Genomic DNA, 21,237 nt, shown 5'->3' with positions numbered 1-21,237 from the left:
CCGGCAGCTGTCAGCACAGCTGCACGGCGGCGTTGCGCAGCAATTGCTCGGTATGCTCCCAGCCCAGACATCCATCAGTGATCGACACCCCATACTGCAATGCCCCCTTGGCCAACACCTGGCAGCCGTCGAGCAGGTGCCCCTCGAGCATCACCCCTACCAGTGTCCGGTCACCGGCCAGGCGCTGCGCCAGCACGTCCGCGAATACCGCCGGCTGACGGGCCGGGTCCTTGCCGCTGTTGGCGTGGCTGCAATCGACCATGATCCGTGGCGCCAGGCCGAGCTTGGCCAGGCCAAGGCGTGCTTGCGCGACACTGTCGGCATCGTAGTTCGGGCATTTGTGGCCGCCGCGCAATACCAGGTGGGTGTCGGGGTTGCCCAGGGTCTCGATGATCGCCGGATAGCCCTGGGCATCCATGCCGAAGTGGCGGTGCGGGTGAGCGGCGCTATGCATGGCGTCGCAAGCGATGCCGATACCGCCGTCGGTACCGTTCTTGAAGCCCACGGGCAGCTCCAGGCCACTGACCATCTCGCGGTGGATCTGCGACTCGGTGGTCCGAGCACCGATGGCGGCCCAACTCAACAGGTCGTCGAAGTAGCCGGCGACCATCGGTTGCAGCAGTTCAGTGGCAATCGGCAGGCCACGTTCAAGCATGCCCAGCATCAGCCCGCGGGACAGGGCGATGCCTGAATGCATGTCGTCGCTGCCGTCCAGGTGCGGATCGTAGGCCAGGCCCTTCCAGCCAACCGTCGTGCGAGGCTTTTCGACGTAGGCACGCATCACCAGCAACAGCTGGTCGCTGACCTTCTCACTGAGGGCTGCGAGGCGGTCGGCGTATTCCAGGGCCGAGCGCGGGTCGTGGATCGAGCACGGGCCGACAATCACCAGCAGGCGTGGATCGCGGCCTTCGAGAATGGCGCGTACGGCCTGGCGATGGTCTTCGACCTGGCGGGTAAGGGCTGTGGAAAGTGGCATCTGCTGCTTGAGCAGGTGCGGGCTGGGCAGACGCTGACTGACAGCGGTGTTGGCAGCTTGGGGCTGGGTCAGGGGCAGAGCGAGCGAAGATGATTGCATGGCGATTATGTTCCCTGGGCGGACGGCGGGTTCAGGCCCGCGTGGCCGGTCCTATCGAGGTGTTCGACAAAGAGCCGGATTGGCATTCTGTGTGGTGGTGCCACCTGTGATGGACCGATCGGAGGCGGCAGGCTGGCCCGAACGGGATTGGCTAAATCGCCAGGCAGTAAAGCTTGGGTAACGGTGGCAAGTGGCGTAGTTCATGGGGGTAATCCTCGTTATCTGTTCGGTTGTCTTGGGGCCTTGAAAAACAAAACCCCCGGTCGGGAGGCCGACCGGGGGTTGAGTATTCTCGTGTTCGGCGGCCCCTTGAAAGTGGGCGCCGGTGTAGGTATCAGCGGCGCCTGTGGCTAAACCAATACCCAAAATAAAACGCAGCAGGAGCGACGCCCGTACACTCGGCCACAGCCAGCACGGGACGCGATGGGCGACCTGCGTGCTGAACGTGAGTGAGGGCGGATGGCGACATGGGACTCTCCAGTTGATGGGTTCGAGCTTACTTCAGGCTTTGCTGTGGTTTCAATGGCTAATTTGCATAAGTGCGATTTGTTGCCTAAGGCTGCGCGCTCGCTGGAGCGGGCACAGTAATGCAGCTCGAAATCGGCGCCGAACAGCAGGCTGCATCACGTTCAACGATTTTTCCTTACGCAAACGCGAGCAGCCGCTCGGTAGCGAGAACCAGTGCAATCACGATCATCGCCGCTCCCGAGATTCGACTGACAATCATCGCAGCACCAGGTCGCGTACTCAGAACCGCTCGGGCGCCGAACCCGACGGCGAGGTACACAAGCCCACAGCTGAAGGCGTGAAGCATCCCGAGTGCGAGAATCTGTATAGGTACAGACCAGACGGCCAGTGGGTTGGTGAACTGCGGTAGCAGCGCGAGGAACAGGAGGATGTCTTTCGGGTTCAGGCCACTCACGCAGAGTCCTCTCGCTGCCCAGCTCGACCAGGTACCGATGTCGGCGGCTGCGCCTTGTGCGGGCACCGAGGGCGAGAGCAGCATGTTGAGGCCGAGCCAGAGCAGATATCGGGCTCAGTTGTCTGTACGTGAGCTTGGCTTTACTTTCTCGTCGGTCGTATTCGTGACGTTGCGAGAAGGGCATCAGCAAGCGGTTGCCGACTTCGAGGCGGCGCTGCCTGGAATTCCGTATGTCATCCAGGCGCAAAGGCTGTTTGGCGATCCTGACTATCTGCTGATGGTTGTCACGCAAGACCTTCCAGCCTTCCAGAGACTCTATGACGAGCAGCTGTCGAAACTGCCAAATGTCCAGCGCTTGACCTCTACCTTGGTGATGAAGCAGGTGATTATCGACCGGCCTCTGCCCTTGTAGTTGAACCTTTGGAGCAGCTGCATTAGACCGGTAGCGCGAACACGAGCCGCTGAATTGGCAGCGACTTGGAGAGGTTTACGGGGTGAGAGGAGGGCTTCAGGGGGCAATGATCTATGGCTGCTATCGACCGAGGCTGTGTAAAAACGTTTCAGAACAGATTTGACACTCGGAATCGGATCGAAAGTCGAGCTCCTACGCAAATTTTTGGTCTGCTGATTAACCAAGCGCTCGCGGATTTTACGTAGCAACGCAGACTTCAAAATGGTACATGCGTTTTTACACAGCCTGGACCCATAGCTGCCGCTCGCGGAAAGACCATAGAACCGCTGCTAAACTCCTTAGGGATTCTCCGATCAAGTCAGCACAGGCCGGTCTGACCTGTGCTGAAATAGCCCTCCGTTCAGCCACCCCAACAAGCCTTGCCCATGAGTCAGATGAGTTTTTCCGATTTCGAGTACGCCGGTAAGCGCAAGCAAACCCGCCGTGAGCGTTTCCTGGCCGAGATGGAACAGGTCGTACCGTGGAGTGGGTTGATGGCGCTGATCGAGCCGCACTACCCAAAGGCAGGTGGTGGTCGCAAGCCGTACCCACTGGAAACCATGCTGCGTATTCACCTGCTGCAGAACTGGTTTTCGCTGAGCGACCCGGCCATGGAAGAAGCACTGTACGAAATCACTTCGATGCGCCAGTTTGCTCGACTGACGCTCAGCGCGCCGATTCCCGAAGACACGACGATCATGAATTTCCGGCACCTGCTGGAGAAGCATCAGCTCGCGGCAGGGATTCTGGAAACCATCAACAACTACCTGCAAGACAAAGGCCTGTCGTTGCGCCAGGGCACCATTGTCGACGCCACCATCATCCACGCGCCCAGTTCGACCAAGAACAAGGACGGCAAACGCGATCCGCAAATGCATCAGACAAAGAAAGGCAACCAGTACTTCTTCGGCATGAAGGCGCATATCGGCGCCGATGTTGAGTCGGGTCTGGTGCATCACGTCCACGGCACTGCCGCAAATGTGGCTGACGTGACGGAAGTCGCTCAGTTGTTGCATGGCGAAGAGAACGTCGTGTGCGCGGATGCTGGCTACACCGGCGTGGAGAAACGGCCAGAACATGAGGGGCGGCCAGTGATCTGGCAGATCGCTGCCCGCCGCAGTACCTACAAGCACTTGAGCAAACGCAGTGTTCTCTACAAAGCCAAACGTCAGATCGAGAAGGTCAAAGCGCAGACACGGGCGAAAGTCGAACATCCCTTTCGCGTGATCAAGCGCCAGTTCGGTTATGTGAAAACCCGCTTCCGTGGGTTGGCCAAGAACACGGCGCAACTGACCACGCTGTTTGCGCTGTCGAATCTGTGGATGGTGCGCCGGCATTTATTGGCTGCTGCGAGAGAGGTGCGCCCGTAAGGCCTGATAACCAGGGTTTTGCCCTGATTTTTCAATAATCAGCGCCTGTAAATCGAGCTTTTCTGAGACCAAAAGTCGTCCATTGTCGATTGCTGGGCGACTTGTTCGGAGCTTCCCTAAACATCTTCGAGCAACAGATCCCAGCGGCAGCAGCACTTCGAGCTGATCGAGGCTCGTGCGCGATTGGCCTTGAAAAGAACCGCCTAAAACCTCGCCTCCTTGATCGACATCTCTATAAGGCCCGCAACCTGGTGGAGCGCTTTTTCTAGAAGTTGAAGAAGTTCCTCCGGATAGTAACACCGCACGAACTACCGGCCAGTAGCTACCAGTCTATGCCGTGCCTTCTATCTGCTGTCATATTTCTGGTCTGAATAAGAGCGTCCCTAGTAAGAGCTATTTAGTAATGTCGAAAAGAGAAAAATACAGCGCGCCTGATAAACTGCAGCTAGCCTATGGCCATTATCTAGAAGATTCATGCGGAACCCAAAAAAACAAGAGCTGTAGGAGCACAAAAATGAACTTCCCGGCAAGGCTTCTGATCTTTCCAGCACTGCTGATTTCATTGATCCTATTCGGATGCACGGTGACGTTGGTTCAACCGTACGATGCGGAACTCTACAAGAACACCGAGGCTTTCTATAAGAAGGCATCCACGATGATACTCAAAGGGCAAAGCTCGAGCCCTACCACCCCGCAGCAACTGGCGGGCATACCACCTAAGACAGCAAGCGATAATCCGGGACACTTCAGCAAATTCCAAAACGACTACGACGAACTTCTCGTCGACAGCAACGCGCTTATTCTACGTTCCTTGGCCAACTCTGGGAGCGTTGACGAGATCGGCAAACAGACCCAAGCCAAGATTGAGGGGGTCATAAAAGGAAACGTAACCTCCGAATGTGACACTGCCCAGCAGGACTTCCCGTCGGTAGACCTCACCACCAGGAACTACATCGACCTTAAATGCCTGGTCGCAAAATGGAAGAAAGAGCATCAGGGACCCGCCGGCGCCTCAAGCAGCAAGCAGATCCTGAAGAAAGCCAATTGGGAAGGACGCGAAAAAACACTCTTCGACAGCATACTCGCCATCCAGTCTGCCGAAGCATTCAAAAATAAGACGATAGGTGAGAGCAAATGAAAATCAATGATGTGGATTTTGACGCTGTCATAAAGGAAGCCATCAAGGCGGCAAAAGCCGCCACTAATGCAAGTTGGCCGACGCTGAAGGACTATGTGGAAAACATCGGTCACGGGATTGCCAACGACGCCTTGTTTCTGAAGAAGAAAAAAGACAGCGGCGAGTTTGACGAGGCCGATGCCAGGATGTTCATGGAGGATCAGAAGATCGTTGCGAGAATGCGCCTGCGCTCCCTTGCTATCGTTACAATGAAAATTGCCGAAGACATCATCAATGCGATAACGGGCGTATTCAAGTCAGCCATCAGCACCGCTATTGGCTGGGACGTATTCTAGGCTAACGGCAACGGAACTTCACACCATGGAAAGTCAAATTCGCTCCGCTGAATTGCTGGTCAAGAATGCACTTTCGGACCCTGCAGTCCTCAAGAAAATACAGGACGACCCCGAAGCTACGCTCAAGGCCCTTGAGAAAGAAACGGTTCAACAGCTTCCGCGCCTCAGTCTTCCGGACGACATCACCACCAACCGCATATGGATAGTCATAGCGGCTCCTTTACCCTGGTCATGCTGTATTGCGTCTGGATACTGGGGAGCGGCGTCAACGTGGCTAATCTCGCTGCCTCCTTAACAAAATCCGATACCATCCTGACCATCCTCATGGCAGTGATCAGCTTCCTCGCCGGACTGCTGTCGCCAAGCCCGGTTTCCAAAAAATAACCCGAGCGCTGAATGACAGAGGACGTGTAGTCAACGCCACAGAAAAGTTCTTTACGGACAGCCAAAAGCATAGCTTTTGGCTGTCCGGCGAACGGTATGCGATCCACGAAGTACACCTACCGCAAGATGTACTCTTCGTTTACCGTGGCATCTCTGGCGAGCAGTTCCACGGCAGCAAGGCTTCGTAATCTTCGACCGATGAGGCATGCGGCAACCGCTCAAGTACGTGGCGCAGCCACGTATAGGGCTCCTGGCCGTTGATCTTGGCGGTTTCGACCAAGCTATAGATCTGCGCACTGGCCGTGGCACCCTTGGGCGTATCGCTGAACAGCCAGGCCTTGCGCCCGATGACAAATGGCTTTATTGCCCGCTCCGCCGTGTTGTTATCGATCGGTAAAAAAACGGCCTCCACGTAACGTTCCAGCCGACTCCAGTTGTTCGCCAGATAATGTACCGCTTTACCCAGAGCGCTTTGCGCCGTTACCTGTGGCTGGGTTTTCTCCAGCCAGCTTTTCAACTGGGTCAGGATCGGCAGGCTCTTTTCCTGACGTCCGATAAAGCGTTGTTCATCACTGACGTCCTTGAGTTCACGCTCGATACCATACAGCTTGTTGATCATCGTCAGCGCGATGTCGGCGCGTCCCGTCTTGCCCTTGGGCTGGACTTTTTGCGCATCGACAAACTTGCGTCGCGCATGCGCCATGCAGGCCAGTCGCTCCACGCCGGGTTGCAAAGCCAAAGCGTTATAACCCGCGTAATCATCGGTCATCACGTAGCCGCGATAACTGTCCAACAGCCGCAGCGGTACTTCCTGCGCACGGCTGGTGGTGTAGTCGAACAACACGACTTTCCTGTCGGGCGGGCCGCTGGCCTGTACCCACATCCAGGATGGGCTGGTTGGATCGCGATCCGGTTCTTTCAGTACCTGCACCCGCGTTTCATCGCAGTGAATCACCGGACTTTCCAGCAACCGGTCGCGCATCAGGTTCAGCAAGGGCTGGACATGCTCACTGCACTGGATCACCCAGCGCGCCAAGGTCTGACGGGGGACCTCAATACCGTGCCGGCTCAGTACCGTCTCGAAGCGATGCAGCGGCAGGCCGTCGACATACTTGGTGGTCAACAGCATCGCCAATACGCTGGGGCTGGCCATGCTCTTTTCGATCAACTGCGCAGGTTTGTCAGCGGTGACCGGTGCGGTTTCACAGCCACGGCAACCGTAGACCTTGCGGATATGCCTGATCACCCGGATCTGCATCGGCACGATGTCCAGCTGCTCGCTGGTTTCTTCGCCGATGACGTGTTTGCGGCAACCGCAAGCGCACGTCAGTTCGTGCTCGGGCAGTTCGTGGATGACCTCGATACGCGGCAGGTCAGCCGGCAACGGCTTGCGCTTGCCACGACGTGCAGTGGGCGCAACCGCTTCTTCTGCCGCGTCCTCGACCGCCAGCATCGGGTCGCTTTCCGGCTCGTTGAACAGGGCCAGTTGCGGGGTGTTGGGCTCGACGGTTTGTTCGGATTTGCGCCCGAACAAGCGGTCGCGCAGCAGCTTGATCTGTTCTTTCAGGTCGACGATGTGGCCTTCATGGGCTTGCAGCACTTCGGCTGTTTTGGCCTGACGAGCCAGCGCCTCAAGCAGCAACTGCTTGAGCAAAGCAGGATCATCAGGAAGGTCGTCGGGCAGGGAAATCATCGCCCGGATTATACCGGGTCAGGCCACGAAGCGTGGCGTCAAAACCTGATGCGGACGATTGCGCCAGAGGTCAAAGCCGTCGAGCAACCAGCTCAGTTCCTGAACGCTCAAAACAATGGCTTCGTCGCTTTCATCGGGCGATGTTTTGAAACGTTCGGATTCGAGGCGTTTGAGCCAAAGGCAAAAGCCGTTGCGCTCCCAGTAGAGGATTTTCACTCGATTCCGTGGGCGATTCAGGAAAACGAAAAGCACGGGGTCGAACACCGCGACTTTAATATCCAACTCGACCAGGGCGGCCAAGCCGTCAATGGATTTTCGGAAGTCCACGGGCTTGGGGTAGAGATAGACTTTTTCGACTTTTGCGTCGGGTCGCATCATGAGTTGCTGGCTCCAGAGGGAAATCGGGAGCACAGCATTGAGGGTCAAGGGGTGGCTTTGAATGTGGGGTTCATGGAGCAGTTACGAGAAACCTGCCCAGCTGATTGAGAAAGCATGGCCAGTCCGAGCGTGCTGGCTATGTTGCTGACGACCAAATACGTCGATGGTCTACCACTTCATCGCTTCGAAAAAGTGCTGGGCCGCCACGGTATCGATATCCTGTACCAACCCTTGGCCCGCTGGGTCATCCAGTGTGGTAAGCACTTTCAGCCGCTGCTGAATTTGATGCGCGACTTAGCTTGATGTGCAGCCGCTTGAGCATCAGATCGAAAGTTCCTGATTACGCCAATCTCGAAACCGTTGGTAGACCGCCGACCAGGGCCCAAAACGTTCGGGCATGTCACGCCAGGCAGCGCCTGAGCAGAGTACCCAAAGCACGCCATTAAGCATCAGACGGTCATCAGCTCTCGGCCGGCCGCTGCGCCGACGCTGCTCAAAGAGATCAACTACCAGCTCCCAGCTGGATCGGGGATTTCATACCGCTTCACCATCGCGGCCTCCTGCCTTCGATGGGCGTGAACTCTACCGAATCTCAGTGCTCAGGGTGCGGCGTTGGCGGTTTCAAAGGATGTCGTACAGAGCCTAATTCGGTATAAGAGTTTTCATGTCGATAGCGAATCAGTATTTGTTGTTAGGCATGTCAGACTATCATGATCTTTACATTAATGATCCTGACTAAAATTATTTCAGATTAAAAATGTAATTAATCGACTGGTTTGGAAAAACTATTGCGCTTTCCCAAGGCAGGCCAAAGTCATGGATGAGGATCATTTTTTGGATTTTGGAATAATATATAATTGGGCTGGCCATTGTTGTCTATCTTCGCTAGATTGCTTGGGGTGCTTGGAAAATATTTTTTGTAATTCGAAATAACTGTCTGATTCGCCACCTTGCTAGCAGCCGAATATTCAGCTTCGGAAAGAACTGCGCCTGATTGCGTTAAATGCTAATGGCAAGGTAGTAATGCTAACGGGCAGCACGCCATTTGATGAGTTGTTCCCCGGCCTCGGTTCCTCGATTCAAGTAATTAAAAATTAAATCTTGTTGTTGGTTGTTGGTTGTTGGTTGTTGGCTGTAAGATCTAAAAGGCACCGTGCCTCAAATACATGAAATGATTTGTGGGTATTGGTGAGTAAGCCTTGATTACACAAGCTACGTAACATGGAGGTGTTCGATGTCAAAGTTGGTCTATGGCGAGCCTGTCGTTGACGCGGTAGAGAACTTGTTCACTGTCGAAGGTATTTCGTTACCGAGAGGCCTAGACTCTGAAGAGGATTATAACGTCACCCTATTGTTGTACCCTGCGCCCCATCGCACAATAAAATATCATAGACGACCAGAGAATAGCGTGCTGTTTGAAGGTGGGGAACATACCGCTATTGGTGATAGTGTTGTCCTACATTTTACCAGTAGCGATCCTGGTGTTCCCGCTATTGATGTTCCGTTGCGCCTGCCCAATGGGTTGAGACTGACCTATGGTCAGATAGTTGCTTTGGGTGGTGATTTTTACGGTATCCCTAAGCAGCCGATTTCGGATGGCGTCACTCTGCCTGAACGGGTAACCCGATTTAACGCTGCGTTCGATTCGCTGGCGACATTACCGGCTTCGGCAACTGAAGCAGTTAGTATTCTTGATATAATGCAAGAGGAGATCGATGCCGCTAATGAAGCCATCTTGAGTGGCATGCAACCTCATGAGGCCTACGATAAGTTGGGCGATACTTTGTCTGCCAAGTGGAACCGTATCACCGGGGGAGGTAGTTTTGCTTCGGATTGGGTGCCATTAGGTCGATACCTAAAGTTAGCGGCAACCAACTGGGACCATTTTGGGACCACTGCAAAGCTGGCCTACATTGCCGGGCATTACTCTGCGATTCTCCAAGCTATCGTTGCCTTCAATGAGCCTGACCCGACGAAGAAACGCTTGGCCATGGAATTGGCCTACGCGAAAAATGCATTTGCCGATCACTTTCTATCTGACTTGTATTCCGGCGGGCATATGCGCACCACGCGCAAAGAGCTCTATGACACCATCACCCCCAAGGATGTCGGCTCGTTATTGTCACGGTTCATGCACGACGAAGATTGTAAGTTTGGTTTGAATGTAACGAATAGACGAAATAACCGTTGGCATGCCTATGGTGACAAACGATATTTCGACACTGTTGATGTCCTTAACAGACTTCAGGTCGATAACATCGTTCAGCAGTCCGCCAATGAGGTTCTTGAAGCCTTTTTGACGGGACAACCTCCACATCCAGAGGAGTATATATTCGAGCAATTTGTCGTTGATCTTGATGCGGTGAAAGATCACAGCAGTACCAACAACTACTCACCGTTGTTCGTCTATGACGGGAAAACGGTGCTCTGCCGTAACACCCTGGCTGATCTGAACGATAGAAGCTGGACTAAAAACTGGATAGGTGCGAGTACGCTTATACAGTTGAAACGCTATACTCCGAATAAACCAACGGGCTACCTGGAACCACCAAGTACCATACCGGAAATAGTGCCGGATGGTTGGCAGACCAACACTCCGGAGCCGCCAAACTGGGTAAGTGGTAATGCTGTTCGTTATGCGTTCAGCTACTACAATGGCCTGAGTGAGTCTTATATCGGTCCTTGGTCGACTTATACTACTCTGCAGAATAAATTCAAACCGACGCTAAATGTGCCCATCGACGCTTCAGGCCGTGCTTCGGGTCGTCGTATCTTCAGGCAATTTCGTAACGGCGCCCCGAATTTTATCGGCACCATTGAAGATAATATGACTCGTGTATTTGTCGATACCAAAGCCTAAATCAAAAGCTCATAGACTATGCAGGTGCGTCGTATGTTTATTAAAGTAAAAATTACAATGGCGTCGGAAAATTCCTTTGAGTTAGTTCCTTTGGAATTATTGTCCAGAGGAATCCCTATAAAGGTGGCTGTTACTGATGCTAATGGTAATGCGGTTTTTTTTGTAGACAAGCTTCCGCCAGATTTATCTATTCGAGTCGATCACTCCGTTATTGCCCTCTCCTGAATCAATGAGGTGAAAAAATGACTTCTATTTCAGCAGTTCCTATTGTCGATACATCAGCTAGTATGACTCAATATGGGTTTGTCGCACAGACCGTCATCTGCACCAAGGCATTTCTGAGTTTTATGGAGCCGGGGGATAGAATAGGGTTGGTTTCATATGACAGAATCTCAAAAAAAGACTACCCGACAGGTGCAGGAAATCAACTCGCCGTCGTGGACCAAGCGCTTACAGTCACACGGGATGCAGCATTAGCTGTAGGCCGCCTACAATTCGAAGGGTCCGCGACGGCAATCGGGGAAGGCATCGTTGAAGCTAGAAAACTGCTCGACAATGCCAGCCTTCCTAAAGCTTGCGTCCTGTTAACCGACGGCGAACACAATTCCGGTATTCATCCCCGTGACGTGTTACCTGGTTATCCAGTGATGACCTGTGCGATGGGAGGAGCTTCAGATCAACGCCTATTACAGGAAATAGCGGACAGCACTAGTGGTAACTATTTTTATGCGCCCCGAGCGGCGGATATGATGCGTGTTTACAATCAGATCTATGCCACTTCGGCGAGCGCAAGACTGTTGGTTAACAGTTTTCACGATATTTCTCAGAACGACTATCGGCTTATACCTGCAGAATTAGTCGAGACGGCGCAAGGCGCAAAACTTTCCGCAGTATGGTCCACTTCCGGAGTGACCCACACTACTGGAAGCCCTTCAGGGAATCAATTGTCTGTGACCTTGGTCGATCCTGACTTCGTGACCACCAATATCAGGCCGACTATTGTCGGTGATGGCTTCGTTATCTATAACTTGAGCAAAAACCAACTGAAGACCGGTCGCTGGTTTATTCAGCTAGAGTTTGCTGGGAGTGCGCAGATACCGGCGATAAACGTTACAGGTGGCGCCTTTCGACTCGATGCTGCCTCCAAGACGGGTAGCGGGTTTGAACTGATCCTGCCGAAAACTATAGAAGTCGGCAGAAAGCTTTCGATGGACTTGAAACTGCCCGCTGATTTGGACTCGTACGCTGCTTTTTACATGCTTCAGATTCCCTCGGTTAAAAAACAAGGGGGGAGTAGCGAGGCAAGCCTGTCTGAGGGTGAGGGCGCGATTATTGAGACGTTTCGTGGTGTTATTCGTCATGAAACATCTAAATTCATGCCCGAGTTTGTGATCAATACTCCAGGTTCGTATACGCTTCAGGTGGATATTGAAGGCAAGCTGAAGAATGGTGAAGGTTTTCAACAGTCTGAACTTCGCACAATGTTGGCAATGACTTAGTTTCCCTGAGCATTAGTGTATGCGTATGGCGCCGACCTCGTGTCGGCGTCAGCCGTAGCCACGTTTTTTTTGCGATAGTCGATTGCGAACTAGCTAAATGCCCGTCTAATCGGTTTACAATGCTGCCTGCCGCTCGTTCCTGAAAGGAAAGGTGAAAGCATCTCTTTTCCAAACCCTATCGTATCTCTCTTGACAGTCGAGGTTTGGCAACGCGAGCACCAAAATGCTTCGACTCCAGGAGGAATGATGTTGTCAATCGAGAAAGCCAAGCAGATGGCCAAGAGTCTGCGTGCCTCATTAGAGGCGCGCAGTCAGGAAGTGTCTCACTCCACTGCGCTCGAACTGGTAGCGCAGCAACTGGGCTACAAGGACTGGAACACCGCTTCAGCGCTGCTTCCCCACGAAAACACCCTGGCTACCGTCACGTTCGACAAACCCATTCCGATATTGCGGATGTTTGACGAAACCAAGGCGAGAGAGTTCTATCTTGATTTTCTAGGTTTCAGCGTTGAATTCGAGCACCGGTTCGAAGCTGATTTACCTCTGTATCTAGGGATCAGCCGAAACGGTCTACAGTTACATCTTTCCGAACATCATGGCGATGCAAGTCCAGGATCGACGATATTTGTCCCCATGCAAAATATCGAGCTGCTTCGCGATGAGTTACTTGCCAAGCGCTACGGATACGGTCGTCCGGATATTGTTCAGCAGGGCTGGGGACAAGTCTTGGAGGTCTACGATCCTTTCGGTAATCGGATTCGGTTCTGCCAAAGCTGACGCTCAGCTGCGCTTGATTCGCTTATCACAGTGAATAGTGTTTGAGCTCCCGGGCAATCAGCATGCGCTGGATCTCGCTGGAGCCTTCATAGATCTGGGTGATCCGCGCATCGCGGTAGTAACGCTCGACCGGGTAATCTTCCAGATAGCCATAACCACCATGCACCTGGATCGCCTTGGAGCAGACCCGTTCGGCCATCTCCGAGGCGAACAGTTTGGCCTGTGAGGCTTCGCTCAAGCACGGCTTACCGGCGCTGCGCAGGCGCGCGGCATGGAGGATCAGCAGGCGTGCGGCATTGATCTGCACCTGCATGTCGGCCAGCAGGTTGGCGATGCTCTGGTGCTCATTGATCGGTTTGCCAAACTGGATACGGTCCCGCGAATAGGCCAGTGCCGCTTCAAAGGCGGCACGCGCGATTCCTAGTGCCTGGGCAGCAATGCCGATACGACCACCTTCGAGGTTGGACAGGGCAATGGCCAGGCCTTTGCCGCGCTCGCCGAGCAGGTTGGCAGCGGGGATGCGGCAGTTGTTCAAGGTCACGGCACAAGTGTCGGAGGCGCGGATGCCCATCTTGTGTTCGCTGCGATCGACCACAAAGCCTTCGTTCTCGGTAGGCACGAGGAACGCCGAGATGCCTTTTTTGCCGAGCTGCGGATCAGTCACCGCAAAAACGATGGCCAGGCCGGCGCGACGTGCGTTGCTGACAAACTGCTTGGCGCCATTGATGACCCAGTGATCACCCTGCAACTCGGCACGGGTCCGCAGGTTGTGCGCTTCGGAACCGGCCTGTGGTTCGGTCAGGCAGAAGCAGCCGATTACCTGACCGCTAGCCAGGCGCTCCAGCCAGGTCTGTTGCTGCTCGGCGCTGCCATAGGCGAGCAAGGGGCCGCAGCCTACCGAGTTGTGGATGCTCATCAGTGCACCGGTGGCGCCATCGCCGGCAGCGATTTCTTCTACGGCCAGGGCATAGGCGACATAGTCGGTGTAGCTGCCACCCCATTGATCGGGCACGACCATGCCGAGCAGGCCCAGCTCGCCCATCTTCTTGACCACCTGATCATCGATCCAGCCGGCTTTTTCCCAGGCCTGGGCATGGGGCGCGATCTCGCCACGGGCGAAATCGCGGGCCATGTCGCGGATCATGATTTGTTCTTCTGTCAGTTCCAAGTCTTGCATCGGTGTACTCCAGGCTTCACAGGCCTTCGAAGAATTGATCCACGCGTGAACGTTTCAGGCCTGCCAGCGTCGCGGGGTTCCAGCGCGGCTGCTTGTCCTTGTCGATGATCAGCGCGCGCACGCCTTCGACTAGGTCACCATGGTCGAACCATTGCTGGTCCAGATGCAGTTCCATCTTGAAGCAGTCTTGCAGGCTCAGGTGACGACCGCGACGGAGCATTTCCAGGGTCACGGCCATGCCCAAGGGCGAGCGGGTTTCCAGCAGGCCGGCGGTTTTCAGCGCCCATTCATGGCTGCCGGCCACGGTTACCGCTCGCAGTTGTTCCACGATACTGCTGACGTCGGGCAGGGCAAAGAAGTGATCGATGGCTGGGCGCAGTTTGGCCAGCGGGGCGTCTTCGAGCACCTGGGTGCCGAGCTTGGCCAGCACGCCTTGCAGGTCCTTGAGTGGGTGTGAGTTCCAGCTCAGATTGTCCAGGCGCTCATCCAGGGTCACCAGTCTGCTGCTGTCCAGGTACCAGTCGGCCAGGCCGCAGTACAGCGCGTCGGCAGCCTGCACCTGCACGCCGCTGACCCCCAGGTAGGTGCCCAGCTCGCCGGGAACACGCGAGAGGAAGTAGCTGCCGCCCACGTCCGGGAAGTAACCGATGCCCACTTCCGGCATGCCCAGGCGGCTGCGCTCGGTGACCACCCGCAGTTCCGCGCCTTGGGCCAGGCCCATGCCGCCACCGAGGGTAAAGCCGTCCATCAACGCAAGGATCGGCTTGCGGTAATGGTGGATGCACAGGTCGAGGGCGTATTCTTCGACGAAGAAATCCCGGTGCAAGCTGTCGCCGGCCTTGTAGCTGTCGTACAGCGAGCGGATGTCGCCGCCGGCGCAGAAGCCTTTCGGGCCTTCGCCACGCAGGACCACGGCGTGTACCAAGGGATCGCTGGCCCAGGCATCGAGCTGCTGCTGAAGGCTGCGAACCATGTCCAGGGTCAGGGCGTTGAGGCCAGCGGGGCGGTTGAGGGTCAAGTGACCGATATGGTTGCGGACCTGGGCCAGAATCGGCGCCTCGATCGGCGTTTGAGCGTGCGCGGTCATCGCTGTCTCCCTGCTTTGTTATTGATTTTCCACGTGAATTGTCACGATCTGGGTGGGCGCTAGAGGATCGACGGATCCTAACAGTGCAAATTTGCTCAATACAATCGACAAAACTGCAGGCTGAACCTGCATTTTTGCATGTGTCCCCTACACGTCAGCGCGGCAGGCGGCCGCTGACAAAATGGGCGACATCGTTGTAGCCATGGGTCGAGGCGTGCCCCGGGGTCACCAGCGCGTCGATGAACGCTTCATCTTCAGCGCTGATTTTTACCTGCAGTGCACCACTATAAGTGTCCCACTGGGCCTCGGTGCGTGGCCCGACGATAGCCGAGCTGATCAACTGGTTGTTGAGTACCCAGGCAATGGCGAACTCGACCATGCCCACGCCCTTGTCTTGGGTATAGGTGTGGATCTTCTGGGCGATGGCCAGGGATTCCGGGCGCCACTCGGTTTCCAGGATGCGTTTGTCCTGACGGCCAGCGCGGCTGTTGACATCCGGTGCGGCATTGGGCGCGTACTTGCCGCTGAGGATACCGCGGGCCAACGGACTGAAGGGCACGATGCCCAGGCCGTGGTGCGCCGCTGCCTGGAACTGTTCGGGTTCAGCCTGGCGGTTGACGATGTTGTACAACGGCTGGCTGACCACAGGCTTTGGTACTCCCAGGCGCTCGGCCAGGTTGCAGATCTCGGCGATGCGCCAGCCACGGAAGTTGGACACTCCCCAATGGCGGATCTTGCCCTGGCGCAGCAGATCGCCAATGGCAGCGACAGTGACCTCCAGCGGCGTGTTGTGGTCTTCGCGGTGCAGGTAGTAGATGTCCAGGTAGTCAGTGCCCAGGCGCGTCAGGCTGGATTCGATGGCATTGAAAATGTGCTTGCGACTCAAACCGCTGCGATTGGGCAGGCCATCGGCCGGACCAAAGCCAACCTTGGTGGCCAGCACCCATTCATGACGATTGCGGGCAATGGCTTCACCGACGATCTCTTCGCTGCGTCCGGCGTTGTAGACGTCAGCGGTGTCGATGAAGTTGATGCCCTGGTCCCAGGCTTTGTCGATGATGCGCAGTGAATCTTCGGGGCTGGTGGGCTCGCCGAACATCATGCTGCCCAGGGTCAGGGCGGATACTTGCAGGCCGCTGCGGCCCAGAGGACGGTAGATCATGATCGAGAATCCTTGGCGGTTTGGATCCGATCTGTTTTACACAGTTCTAGCGGTGATTAACAGCATCGCCGGCAATGCCGGCGATGCGTTTTTCGCTTAGTTGGCCTGTTCTCCCACCAGCCCGGTAACCCGTGCCCGCGACACCCGCAAGGCCACCAGGCTACCGACCACGATCAAAGCGGCCAGCGAGTACAGCGCCGCATCGGTCGAACCGGTCTGGTCCTTGATGAAACCCACCAGGTACGGGCTGAGGAAACCGGCCATCTGCCCGACCGAGTTGATAATCGCCAGGCCCGCCACCGCAGTACCGGCGCTGAGCAGGGCGGTGGGCATCGGCCAGAACATCGGCAGGCCGGTCAAAGCACCCATGGTGGCGATGCTCAGGCCAACAATGGCAATGGCCGGGCTGTGGGCGAAGTTGACCGCAATCAGCAGGCCTAGCGCACCCATCAGCATCGGCACTACAAGGTGCCAGCGCCGCTCATTGCGCAGGTCTGCCGAACGGCCCACCAGCAACATGAACACACCCGCCAGCAAGTACGGGATAGCGCTCAACCAGCCAATCAGCAGGGCATCGCTGAAGCCCAGGTTCTTGATGATCGACGGCAGCCAGAAGTTGATCGCGTACACGCCGCTCTGGATGCAGAAGTAGATGAAGCCGAAGGTCCAGATCATCGGATTGGCGAACACCGACAGCACGCTGTCACTGCTGGTGACCGGTTTGCTGGCGGCATCGGCGGCCAGGTCGGTTTTGATGATCTGGCGTTCTGCCGGGCTCAGCCATTTGGCCGTGGCATAGCCGTCACTGAGCAGGAACACGGCGAGGAAGCCGAGCAACACGGTCGGCAGGCCCTGGATCAGGAACATCCACTGCCAGCCGGCCAGGCCATGCTGACCGGCGGCAAAGTGGTTGAGGATCCAGCCGGAGAATGGGCCACCGAGCAGCCCCGACACCGGGATCGCCGACATGAACAGGGCCATGATCCGCCCACGACGAGTGGCCGGGAACCAGCGCGAAAGGTACAACACGATGCCAGGGAAGAAGCCCGCTTCAGCAGCGCCAGTGAACAGGCGCAGCACGTAGAACTCCATGGGCGTGGTGACGAACAGCAGGCAGGTCGACAACGTCCCCCAGGCGATCATCATCAGCGCGATCCAGCGCCGTGGGCCGAAGCGGTTGAGCGCCAGGTTGCTGGGCAGGCCGCACAGCACATAGCCGATGAAGAAGATACCGGCGCCGAGGCCGTAGATGGTTTCGCTGAACTTCAGGGCATCGAGCATCTGCAACTTGGCGAAGCCGACGTTGACCCGGTCCAGGTAGTTGAACAGGTAGCAGATGAAGATGAAGGGGATCAGCCGCAGGGTGATGCGCCGATACAGCGCATTGCGGGTGACGTCTTGGCCTTGGTCAGGGGCAGGGCTGTATGACATGATTTGCTCTCTGTGTTTATTGTTATCGCCGCAGCCTGCGTCAAGGCGGCGGCTGCGATGAGTCTCGATGAGTGGGCCGTGGCTGTCTTTGTGCTTTTGCACAGCATTTTCAACAGCCTGCTGTGCCCCGGACCAACTATTGCGACAACAAGGATCCTCCCATGTTCGAACTGGACCATGACCTGGCGCAAGATATCGTCGATCGGGCGATGGCTATTCTGCCGTGTAACGTCAACGTTATGGACAGTCAGGGCCTGATCCTGGGGAGCGGTGAACCGGAGCGCATCAACACCCGTCATGAAGGCGCTCAATTGGTCTTGGCCAACGGCCGTATCGTCGAACTGGACGTGGAGGCGGCCAAGTGTCTGAAGGGGGTGCAGCCAGGGATCAACTTGCCGCTGTTGCTCGACGGACGCTTGATGGGCGTGCTGGGTCTGACCGGCGACCCGCAGCAACTGCGCACTTATGCACAACTGGTACGCATGACCGCCGAGATGCTCCTGGCCCAGCGACATATGCAGGTTGAGCAGCAATGGCGGCGCCAGCGCTGCGACGACTTGCTGGCCTTGCTGCTGGGCGGCTCGGGTGATTCGCCACGCTTGGTCGACGAAGCCCGGCAGTTGGGGCTCAAGCCGCAGTTGCCGCGGGTGCCTTGCCTGTTCGAGCTGGATAATGGCCCCGCAGCAGAGACATTGGCCAGTTGGTTGATGAGCCGCTATCCGGACAGCTGGTGCGTAAGCCCCGCGCGTCAGTCGCTGTTGTGGTGCCGCCCGGCTAGCGTGACCCTGGATGAGTTGCGCCTGCTGGAAAAATTGCAGCGTCATGGCTGGCAGGTACAGCGCCTGGCCACGGGTTCGCCAGCGCAGAGCCTTGAACAGCTGCGCCGAGGTTATCGGCGTGTTCGCGACTTGCTGGCCTACGGTCGCGAAGTGCTGCCAGCCGAACGGATCCTCACCTTGACCCGCTACCGCCTGCCAGCGCTACTCTGGCGCCATCGCAACGATGATGCCCTGGATGAGTTGCTCGAACCCTTGCAACGCATCCGCGCCAAAGACAACAGCGGACAGTTGCTGGCCACGCTGCGTGCCTGGTGTGCGCACGATGGCCAGAGCCAGGCCTGTGCCGACGCCCTGGGCATTCACCGCAACAGTTTGCGCTATCGCCTGGAGCGCATTGCCGAGTTGAGTGAAGTCGATCCCTTGCGCCTGGATGGCATGTTGAGCCTGTACCTGGGGTTGCAGTTGCTGCCCGCTGACGCCTGATTGGGCAAACTGACCAAAGCACGACCGCAGCCTTTGTGCATCCGACAGAAGCTCGCGCGCTGTCCAGCTGTCAGCATGCAACGATCTGGAGCAGGAGAATCCCCATGAAAATCGTCATCGCCCCCGACTCGTTCAAGGACAGCCTCAGCGCCGAAGGGGTGGCCGATGCCATTGCCCGCGGGCTGGCCCAAGTCTGGCCCGAGGCGCAGTTGCTCAAGTGCCCGATGGCCGACGGTGGCGAAGGTACCATGGAGGCCATCATCGCCGCCTGTAGCGGTGAGCTGCGTAGCCTCGAAGTACGTGGGCCACTGGGCGAACCGGTGCAGGCCGGCTGGGGCTGGCTGGCCGAGAGCCACACGGCGATCATCGAGATGGCCCAGGCCAGTGGCCTGCAATTGCTCGGTATCGAGCAGCGCGATGCCTGCCGCAGTAGTACCTACGGCACCGGCCAGTTGATCGGCGCAGCCCTCGATGCTGGTGCGCGGCGGATTATCCTGGCCATCGGTGGCAGCGCTACCAATGATGCCGGCAGCGGCATGCTGCGCGCCTTGGGCTTGCGCCTGTTCGATGCGCAAGAGCAGGCCTTGGCCGAAGGCGGCCTGGCCCTGGCGCAAGTGGCGCGCCTGGATGCCAGCGAGCTGGACCCGCGCCTGGCCGAGGTGCAGCTGGAAGTGGCCGCTGATGTCGACAACCCCTTGTGCGGCGGTAACGGCGCCTCGGCTATTTTCGGACCGCAGAAGGGTGCCAGTCCCGAGCAGGTTCTGGCCTTGGATCAGGCATTGGGGCATTTTGCCGATCATTGCGCGCAGTTGTTGGGCGAAGATGTTCGTGACTTTCCTGGTTGCGGTGCCGCCGGCGGCATGGGGTTTGCTGCCAAAGCCTTCATGCGGGCGGCGTTCCGACCCGGTATCGAGGTAGTCGCCGAGCTGGCCGGGTTGGAACAGGCCGTGCAGGGGGCGAACCTGGTGATCACCGGAGAGGGGCGTTTCGATGCCCAGACCCTGCGCGGCAAAACCCCGTTTGGTGTCGCCCGGGTTGCCCGGCGCCACGCCGTACCGGTGGTGGTGATAGCCGGGACCTTAGGTGAGGGTTATGAGCAGCTCTACGCTCACGGCATCGATGCCGCTTTCGCCCTGACCAGTGGGCCGATGAGCCTGCAACAGGCGTGTGCCAAGGCGGCGCCGTTGCTGCAAGCCCGGGCTCGGGATATCGCACGCCTTTGGCGTTGCGTGCAGACGACTCAGGGTTGATCCAGGCGCTCGGGCAGGGCTCGACTGGCACCGTCGAGCAGGGCCAGCTCACCAAAGGACGCCGAGGCATCGATGTAGCGCAAGGCCGACTTGGCGTCCTTCCAGCCGACATGGCTCATCAGGGCCTTGAGCTCCCAGCCATTGCTGGTGGCCCAAGTGGCAAAGCCGCGGCGCAGCGAATGGCCGGTATATAAAGCAGCAGGCACACCGCCGCGTTCAAGAATGCGCCGCAGCAGGGCAATCAGGCTGTTGCTGTTGAGCGCGGCCTCGCCGAGATTGCCCCAGCGGTCAAGCTTGCGAAATACCGGGCCGCGGGCAATGCCTGCTACTTCGATCCATTGCAGATAGGCCTGCACCGGGCACAGCACTTTCAAGGCTGGCGCCTGATGGCGCACACCCAGCGCGTGGCGGTCGCCTTTGCTGCGCGGCAAGTAGATCGACATGCCGCTGTCCGCCTGGGCCTGAATATGCTCGACCTGCAGGCGCGCCAGTTCATCGCCGCGAAACCCTCGCCAGAAGCCGATCAGTAGCAGCGCCACATCGCGTCTTGCCCGTAGCAGGGCGGGCAGGTCGTGCTGGGCGCGGGCCTGGTTGGCTTGTCCTTCCAGTGCCGCCGCTGCCTGTTGCAGGTGCTGTATTTGCAGGGGCGCGGCTTGCCGGGGCTCGGCTGGGTGCAAGGTGCGAATGCCCTTGAGCACCTGGCGCACGACCGGGGCTTTGGTCGGATCGGGAAACCCCTGGCTGACATGCCATTGCCCAAGCGCGGCCAGGCGCTGCTTCAAGGTGCTGATCGCGTGCGTGTCGGCATGATCGGCCAGGTAACGGGCGACACTATCGGCAGTGGCCGGGAGAAAGCCGCCCCAGCTCACTTCGTAGTGTTCTACTGCCGCCTGGTAGCTGCGCCGGGTGTTGTCCCGGGTGGCGGCCTGCAGGTAGCGTTCGATGCTGTTCATTGTCGCCGGTGCTCACACGCTATGCTTTGAAGG

18 protein-coding genes and 4 pseudogenes are annotated in these 21,237 nt (G+C 57.2%); 12 read left to right on the top strand and 10 right to left on the bottom strand.

The features are described 5' to 3' along the window. Positions 1 to 10: 10 nt before the first annotated feature. Together ACRESH_RS08175 and ACRESH_RS08170 are read right to left on the bottom strand one after the other, a co-directional pair. Entirely contained in the window at positions 11 to 1,075 is a 1,065-nt protein-coding gene (locus tag ACRESH_RS08175) for a 3-deoxy-7-phosphoheptulonate synthase (RefSeq protein ID WP_431741507.1), read from the bottom strand. Between the two features lie 643 nt (positions 1,076 to 1,718). Continuing rightward, positions 1,719 to 2,111: pseudogene (locus ACRESH_RS08170) on the bottom strand (LysE family transporter); the annotation flags it as partial. Here ACRESH_RS08170 and ACRESH_RS08165 point away from each other — a divergent pair. The 5 genes and pseudogenes from ACRESH_RS08165 to ACRESH_RS08145 all read left to right on the top strand — a co-directional run. Then, a pseudogene (locus tag ACRESH_RS08165) lies at positions 2,104 to 2,409 on the top strand (Lrp/AsnC family transcriptional regulator); the annotation flags it as partial. The pseudogenes ACRESH_RS08170 and ACRESH_RS08165 sit on opposite strands and share 8 nt — an antisense overlap. 425 nt (positions 2,410 to 2,834) lie before the next feature. Beyond that, the gene (locus ACRESH_RS08160) at positions 2,835 to 3,818 is read left to right on the top strand and encodes an IS5 family transposase (RefSeq protein WP_431741506.1); all 984 of its coding nucleotides are present in this window, start codon (positions 2,835 to 2,837) and stop codon (positions 3,816 to 3,818) included. 514 nt (positions 3,819 to 4,332) lie between these two features. Beyond that, positions 4,333 to 4,956, top strand: a complete 624-nt coding sequence (locus tag ACRESH_RS08155) for a hypothetical protein (protein WP_431741505.1) — start codon at positions 4,333 to 4,335, stop codon at positions 4,954 to 4,956. After that, complete coding sequence (locus ACRESH_RS08150) at positions 4,953 to 5,291, top strand: hypothetical protein (protein ID WP_431741504.1); 339 nt, start codon at positions 4,953 to 4,955, stop codon at positions 5,289 to 5,291. The genes ACRESH_RS08155 and ACRESH_RS08150 overlap by 4 nt, the downstream gene beginning before the upstream one ends. Positions 5,292 to 5,489: 198 nt before the next feature. Continuing rightward, positions 5,490 to 5,675 (top strand): hypothetical protein, encoded by a 186-nt coding sequence (locus tag ACRESH_RS08145; protein ID WP_431741503.1) that lies wholly within the window; start codon positions 5,490 to 5,492, stop codon positions 5,673 to 5,675. A 139-nt stretch (positions 5,676 to 5,814) separates the two neighbouring features. On the opposite strand, the gene tnpC is transcribed toward ACRESH_RS08145, so the two are convergent. Together tnpC and tnpB are read right to left on the bottom strand one after the other, a co-directional pair. Then, positions 5,815 to 7,368 (bottom strand): IS66 family transposase, encoded by a 1,554-nt coding sequence (gene tnpC, locus ACRESH_RS08140; RefSeq protein WP_431741502.1) that lies wholly within the window; start codon positions 7,366 to 7,368, stop codon positions 5,815 to 5,817. Positions 7,369 to 7,386: 18 nt separating this feature from the next. After that, complete coding sequence (gene tnpB, locus ACRESH_RS08135; protein ID WP_431741501.1) at positions 7,387 to 7,746, bottom strand: IS66 family insertion sequence element accessory protein TnpB; 360 nt, start codon at positions 7,744 to 7,746, stop codon at positions 7,387 to 7,389. Positions 7,747 to 7,831: 85 nt separating this feature from the next. On the opposite strand from tnpB, the pseudogene ACRESH_RS08130 reads away from it, so the two are divergent. Next, positions 7,832 to 8,040: pseudogene (locus ACRESH_RS08130) on the top strand (IS66 family transposase); the annotation flags it as partial. Here ACRESH_RS08130 and ACRESH_RS08125 read toward each other — a convergent pair. Then, positions 8,036 to 8,297 (bottom strand): annotated as a pseudogene (locus ACRESH_RS08125) (transposase); the annotation flags it as partial. The pseudogenes ACRESH_RS08130 and ACRESH_RS08125 overlap by 5 nt on opposite strands. A gap of 683 nt (positions 8,298 to 8,980) precedes the next feature. On the opposite strand from ACRESH_RS08125, the gene ACRESH_RS08120 reads away from it, so the two are divergent. From ACRESH_RS08120 to ACRESH_RS08105, 4 genes are all read left to right on the top strand, one after another. Further along, positions 8,981 to 10,606, top strand: a complete 1,626-nt coding sequence (locus ACRESH_RS08120) for a phospholipase (protein ID WP_431741500.1) — start codon at positions 8,981 to 8,983, stop codon at positions 10,604 to 10,606. A gap of 33 nt (positions 10,607 to 10,639) precedes the next feature. Next, the gene (locus ACRESH_RS08115; protein ID WP_431741499.1) at positions 10,640 to 10,831 is read left to right on the top strand and encodes a hypothetical protein; all 192 of its coding nucleotides are present in this window, start codon (positions 10,640 to 10,642) and stop codon (positions 10,829 to 10,831) included. Positions 10,832 to 10,848: 17 nt separating this feature from the next. Continuing rightward, positions 10,849 to 12,105, top strand: a complete 1,257-nt coding sequence (locus tag ACRESH_RS08110; protein ID WP_431741498.1) for a vWA domain-containing protein — start codon at positions 10,849 to 10,851, stop codon at positions 12,103 to 12,105. Between the two features lie 246 nt (positions 12,106 to 12,351). Next, positions 12,352 to 12,882 carry a glyoxalase superfamily protein gene (locus tag ACRESH_RS08105; RefSeq protein ID WP_431741497.1) on the top strand — a complete coding sequence of 177 codons (531 nt, stop codon included), beginning with the start codon at positions 12,352 to 12,354 and terminating at the stop codon, positions 12,880 to 12,882. A 25-nt stretch (positions 12,883 to 12,907) separates the two neighbouring features. Here the strand turns inward: ACRESH_RS08105 and ACRESH_RS08100 are convergent, their stop codons facing one another. The 4 genes from ACRESH_RS08100 to ACRESH_RS08085 all read right to left on the bottom strand — a co-directional run bounded on the left by ACRESH_RS08100 (position 12,908) and on the right by ACRESH_RS08085 (position 17,739). Continuing rightward, entirely contained in the window at positions 12,908 to 14,059 is a 1,152-nt protein-coding gene (locus ACRESH_RS08100; RefSeq protein WP_431741496.1) for an acyl-CoA dehydrogenase family protein, read from the bottom strand. A 16-nt stretch (positions 14,060 to 14,075) separates the two neighbouring features. Then, positions 14,076 to 15,146 (bottom strand): enoyl-CoA hydratase/isomerase family protein, encoded by a 1,071-nt coding sequence (locus tag ACRESH_RS08095; protein WP_431741495.1) that lies wholly within the window; start codon positions 15,144 to 15,146, stop codon positions 14,076 to 14,078. 154 nt (positions 15,147 to 15,300) lie between these two features. Continuing rightward, positions 15,301 to 16,308: an aldo/keto reductase gene (locus ACRESH_RS08090; protein WP_431741494.1), complete on the bottom strand. Its 1,008-nt coding sequence runs from the start codon at positions 16,306 to 16,308 to the stop codon at positions 15,301 to 15,303. 96 nt (positions 16,309 to 16,404) lie between these two features. Then, a complete protein-coding gene (locus ACRESH_RS08085) occupies positions 16,405 to 17,739 on the bottom strand; it encodes an MFS transporter (RefSeq protein ID WP_431741493.1) in 1,335 nt (444 codons plus the stop codon). A gap of 161 nt (positions 17,740 to 17,900) precedes the next feature. Here ACRESH_RS08085 and ACRESH_RS08080 point away from each other — a divergent pair, with 161 nt between their 5' ends. Beyond that, a complete protein-coding gene (locus tag ACRESH_RS08080; protein ID WP_431741492.1) occupies positions 17,901 to 19,001 on the top strand; it encodes a sugar diacid recognition domain-containing protein in 1,101 nt (366 codons plus the stop codon). Positions 19,002 to 19,105: 104 nt separating this feature from the next. Continuing rightward, the gene (locus ACRESH_RS08075) at positions 19,106 to 20,251 is read left to right on the top strand and encodes a glycerate kinase (protein WP_431741491.1); all 1,146 of its coding nucleotides are present in this window, start codon (positions 19,106 to 19,108) and stop codon (positions 20,249 to 20,251) included. Here ACRESH_RS08075 and ACRESH_RS08070 read toward each other — a convergent pair. Next, the gene (locus tag ACRESH_RS08070) at positions 20,242 to 21,204 is read right to left on the bottom strand and encodes a site-specific integrase (protein WP_431741490.1); all 963 of its coding nucleotides are present in this window, start codon (positions 21,202 to 21,204) and stop codon (positions 20,242 to 20,244) included. The two genes, ACRESH_RS08075 and ACRESH_RS08070, sit on opposite strands and share 10 nt — an antisense overlap. Positions 21,205 to 21,237: the final 33 nt, after the last annotated feature.

This window comes from Pseudomonas sp. (assembly GCF_050739775.1).
In the GTDB taxonomy this organism is placed as follows: Bacteria; Pseudomonadota; Gammaproteobacteria; order Pseudomonadales; family Pseudomonadaceae; genus Aquipseudomonas.
Note: the sequence above shows the minus strand (reverse complement) of the source record. Positions and strands in the feature narration are given on the sequence as shown.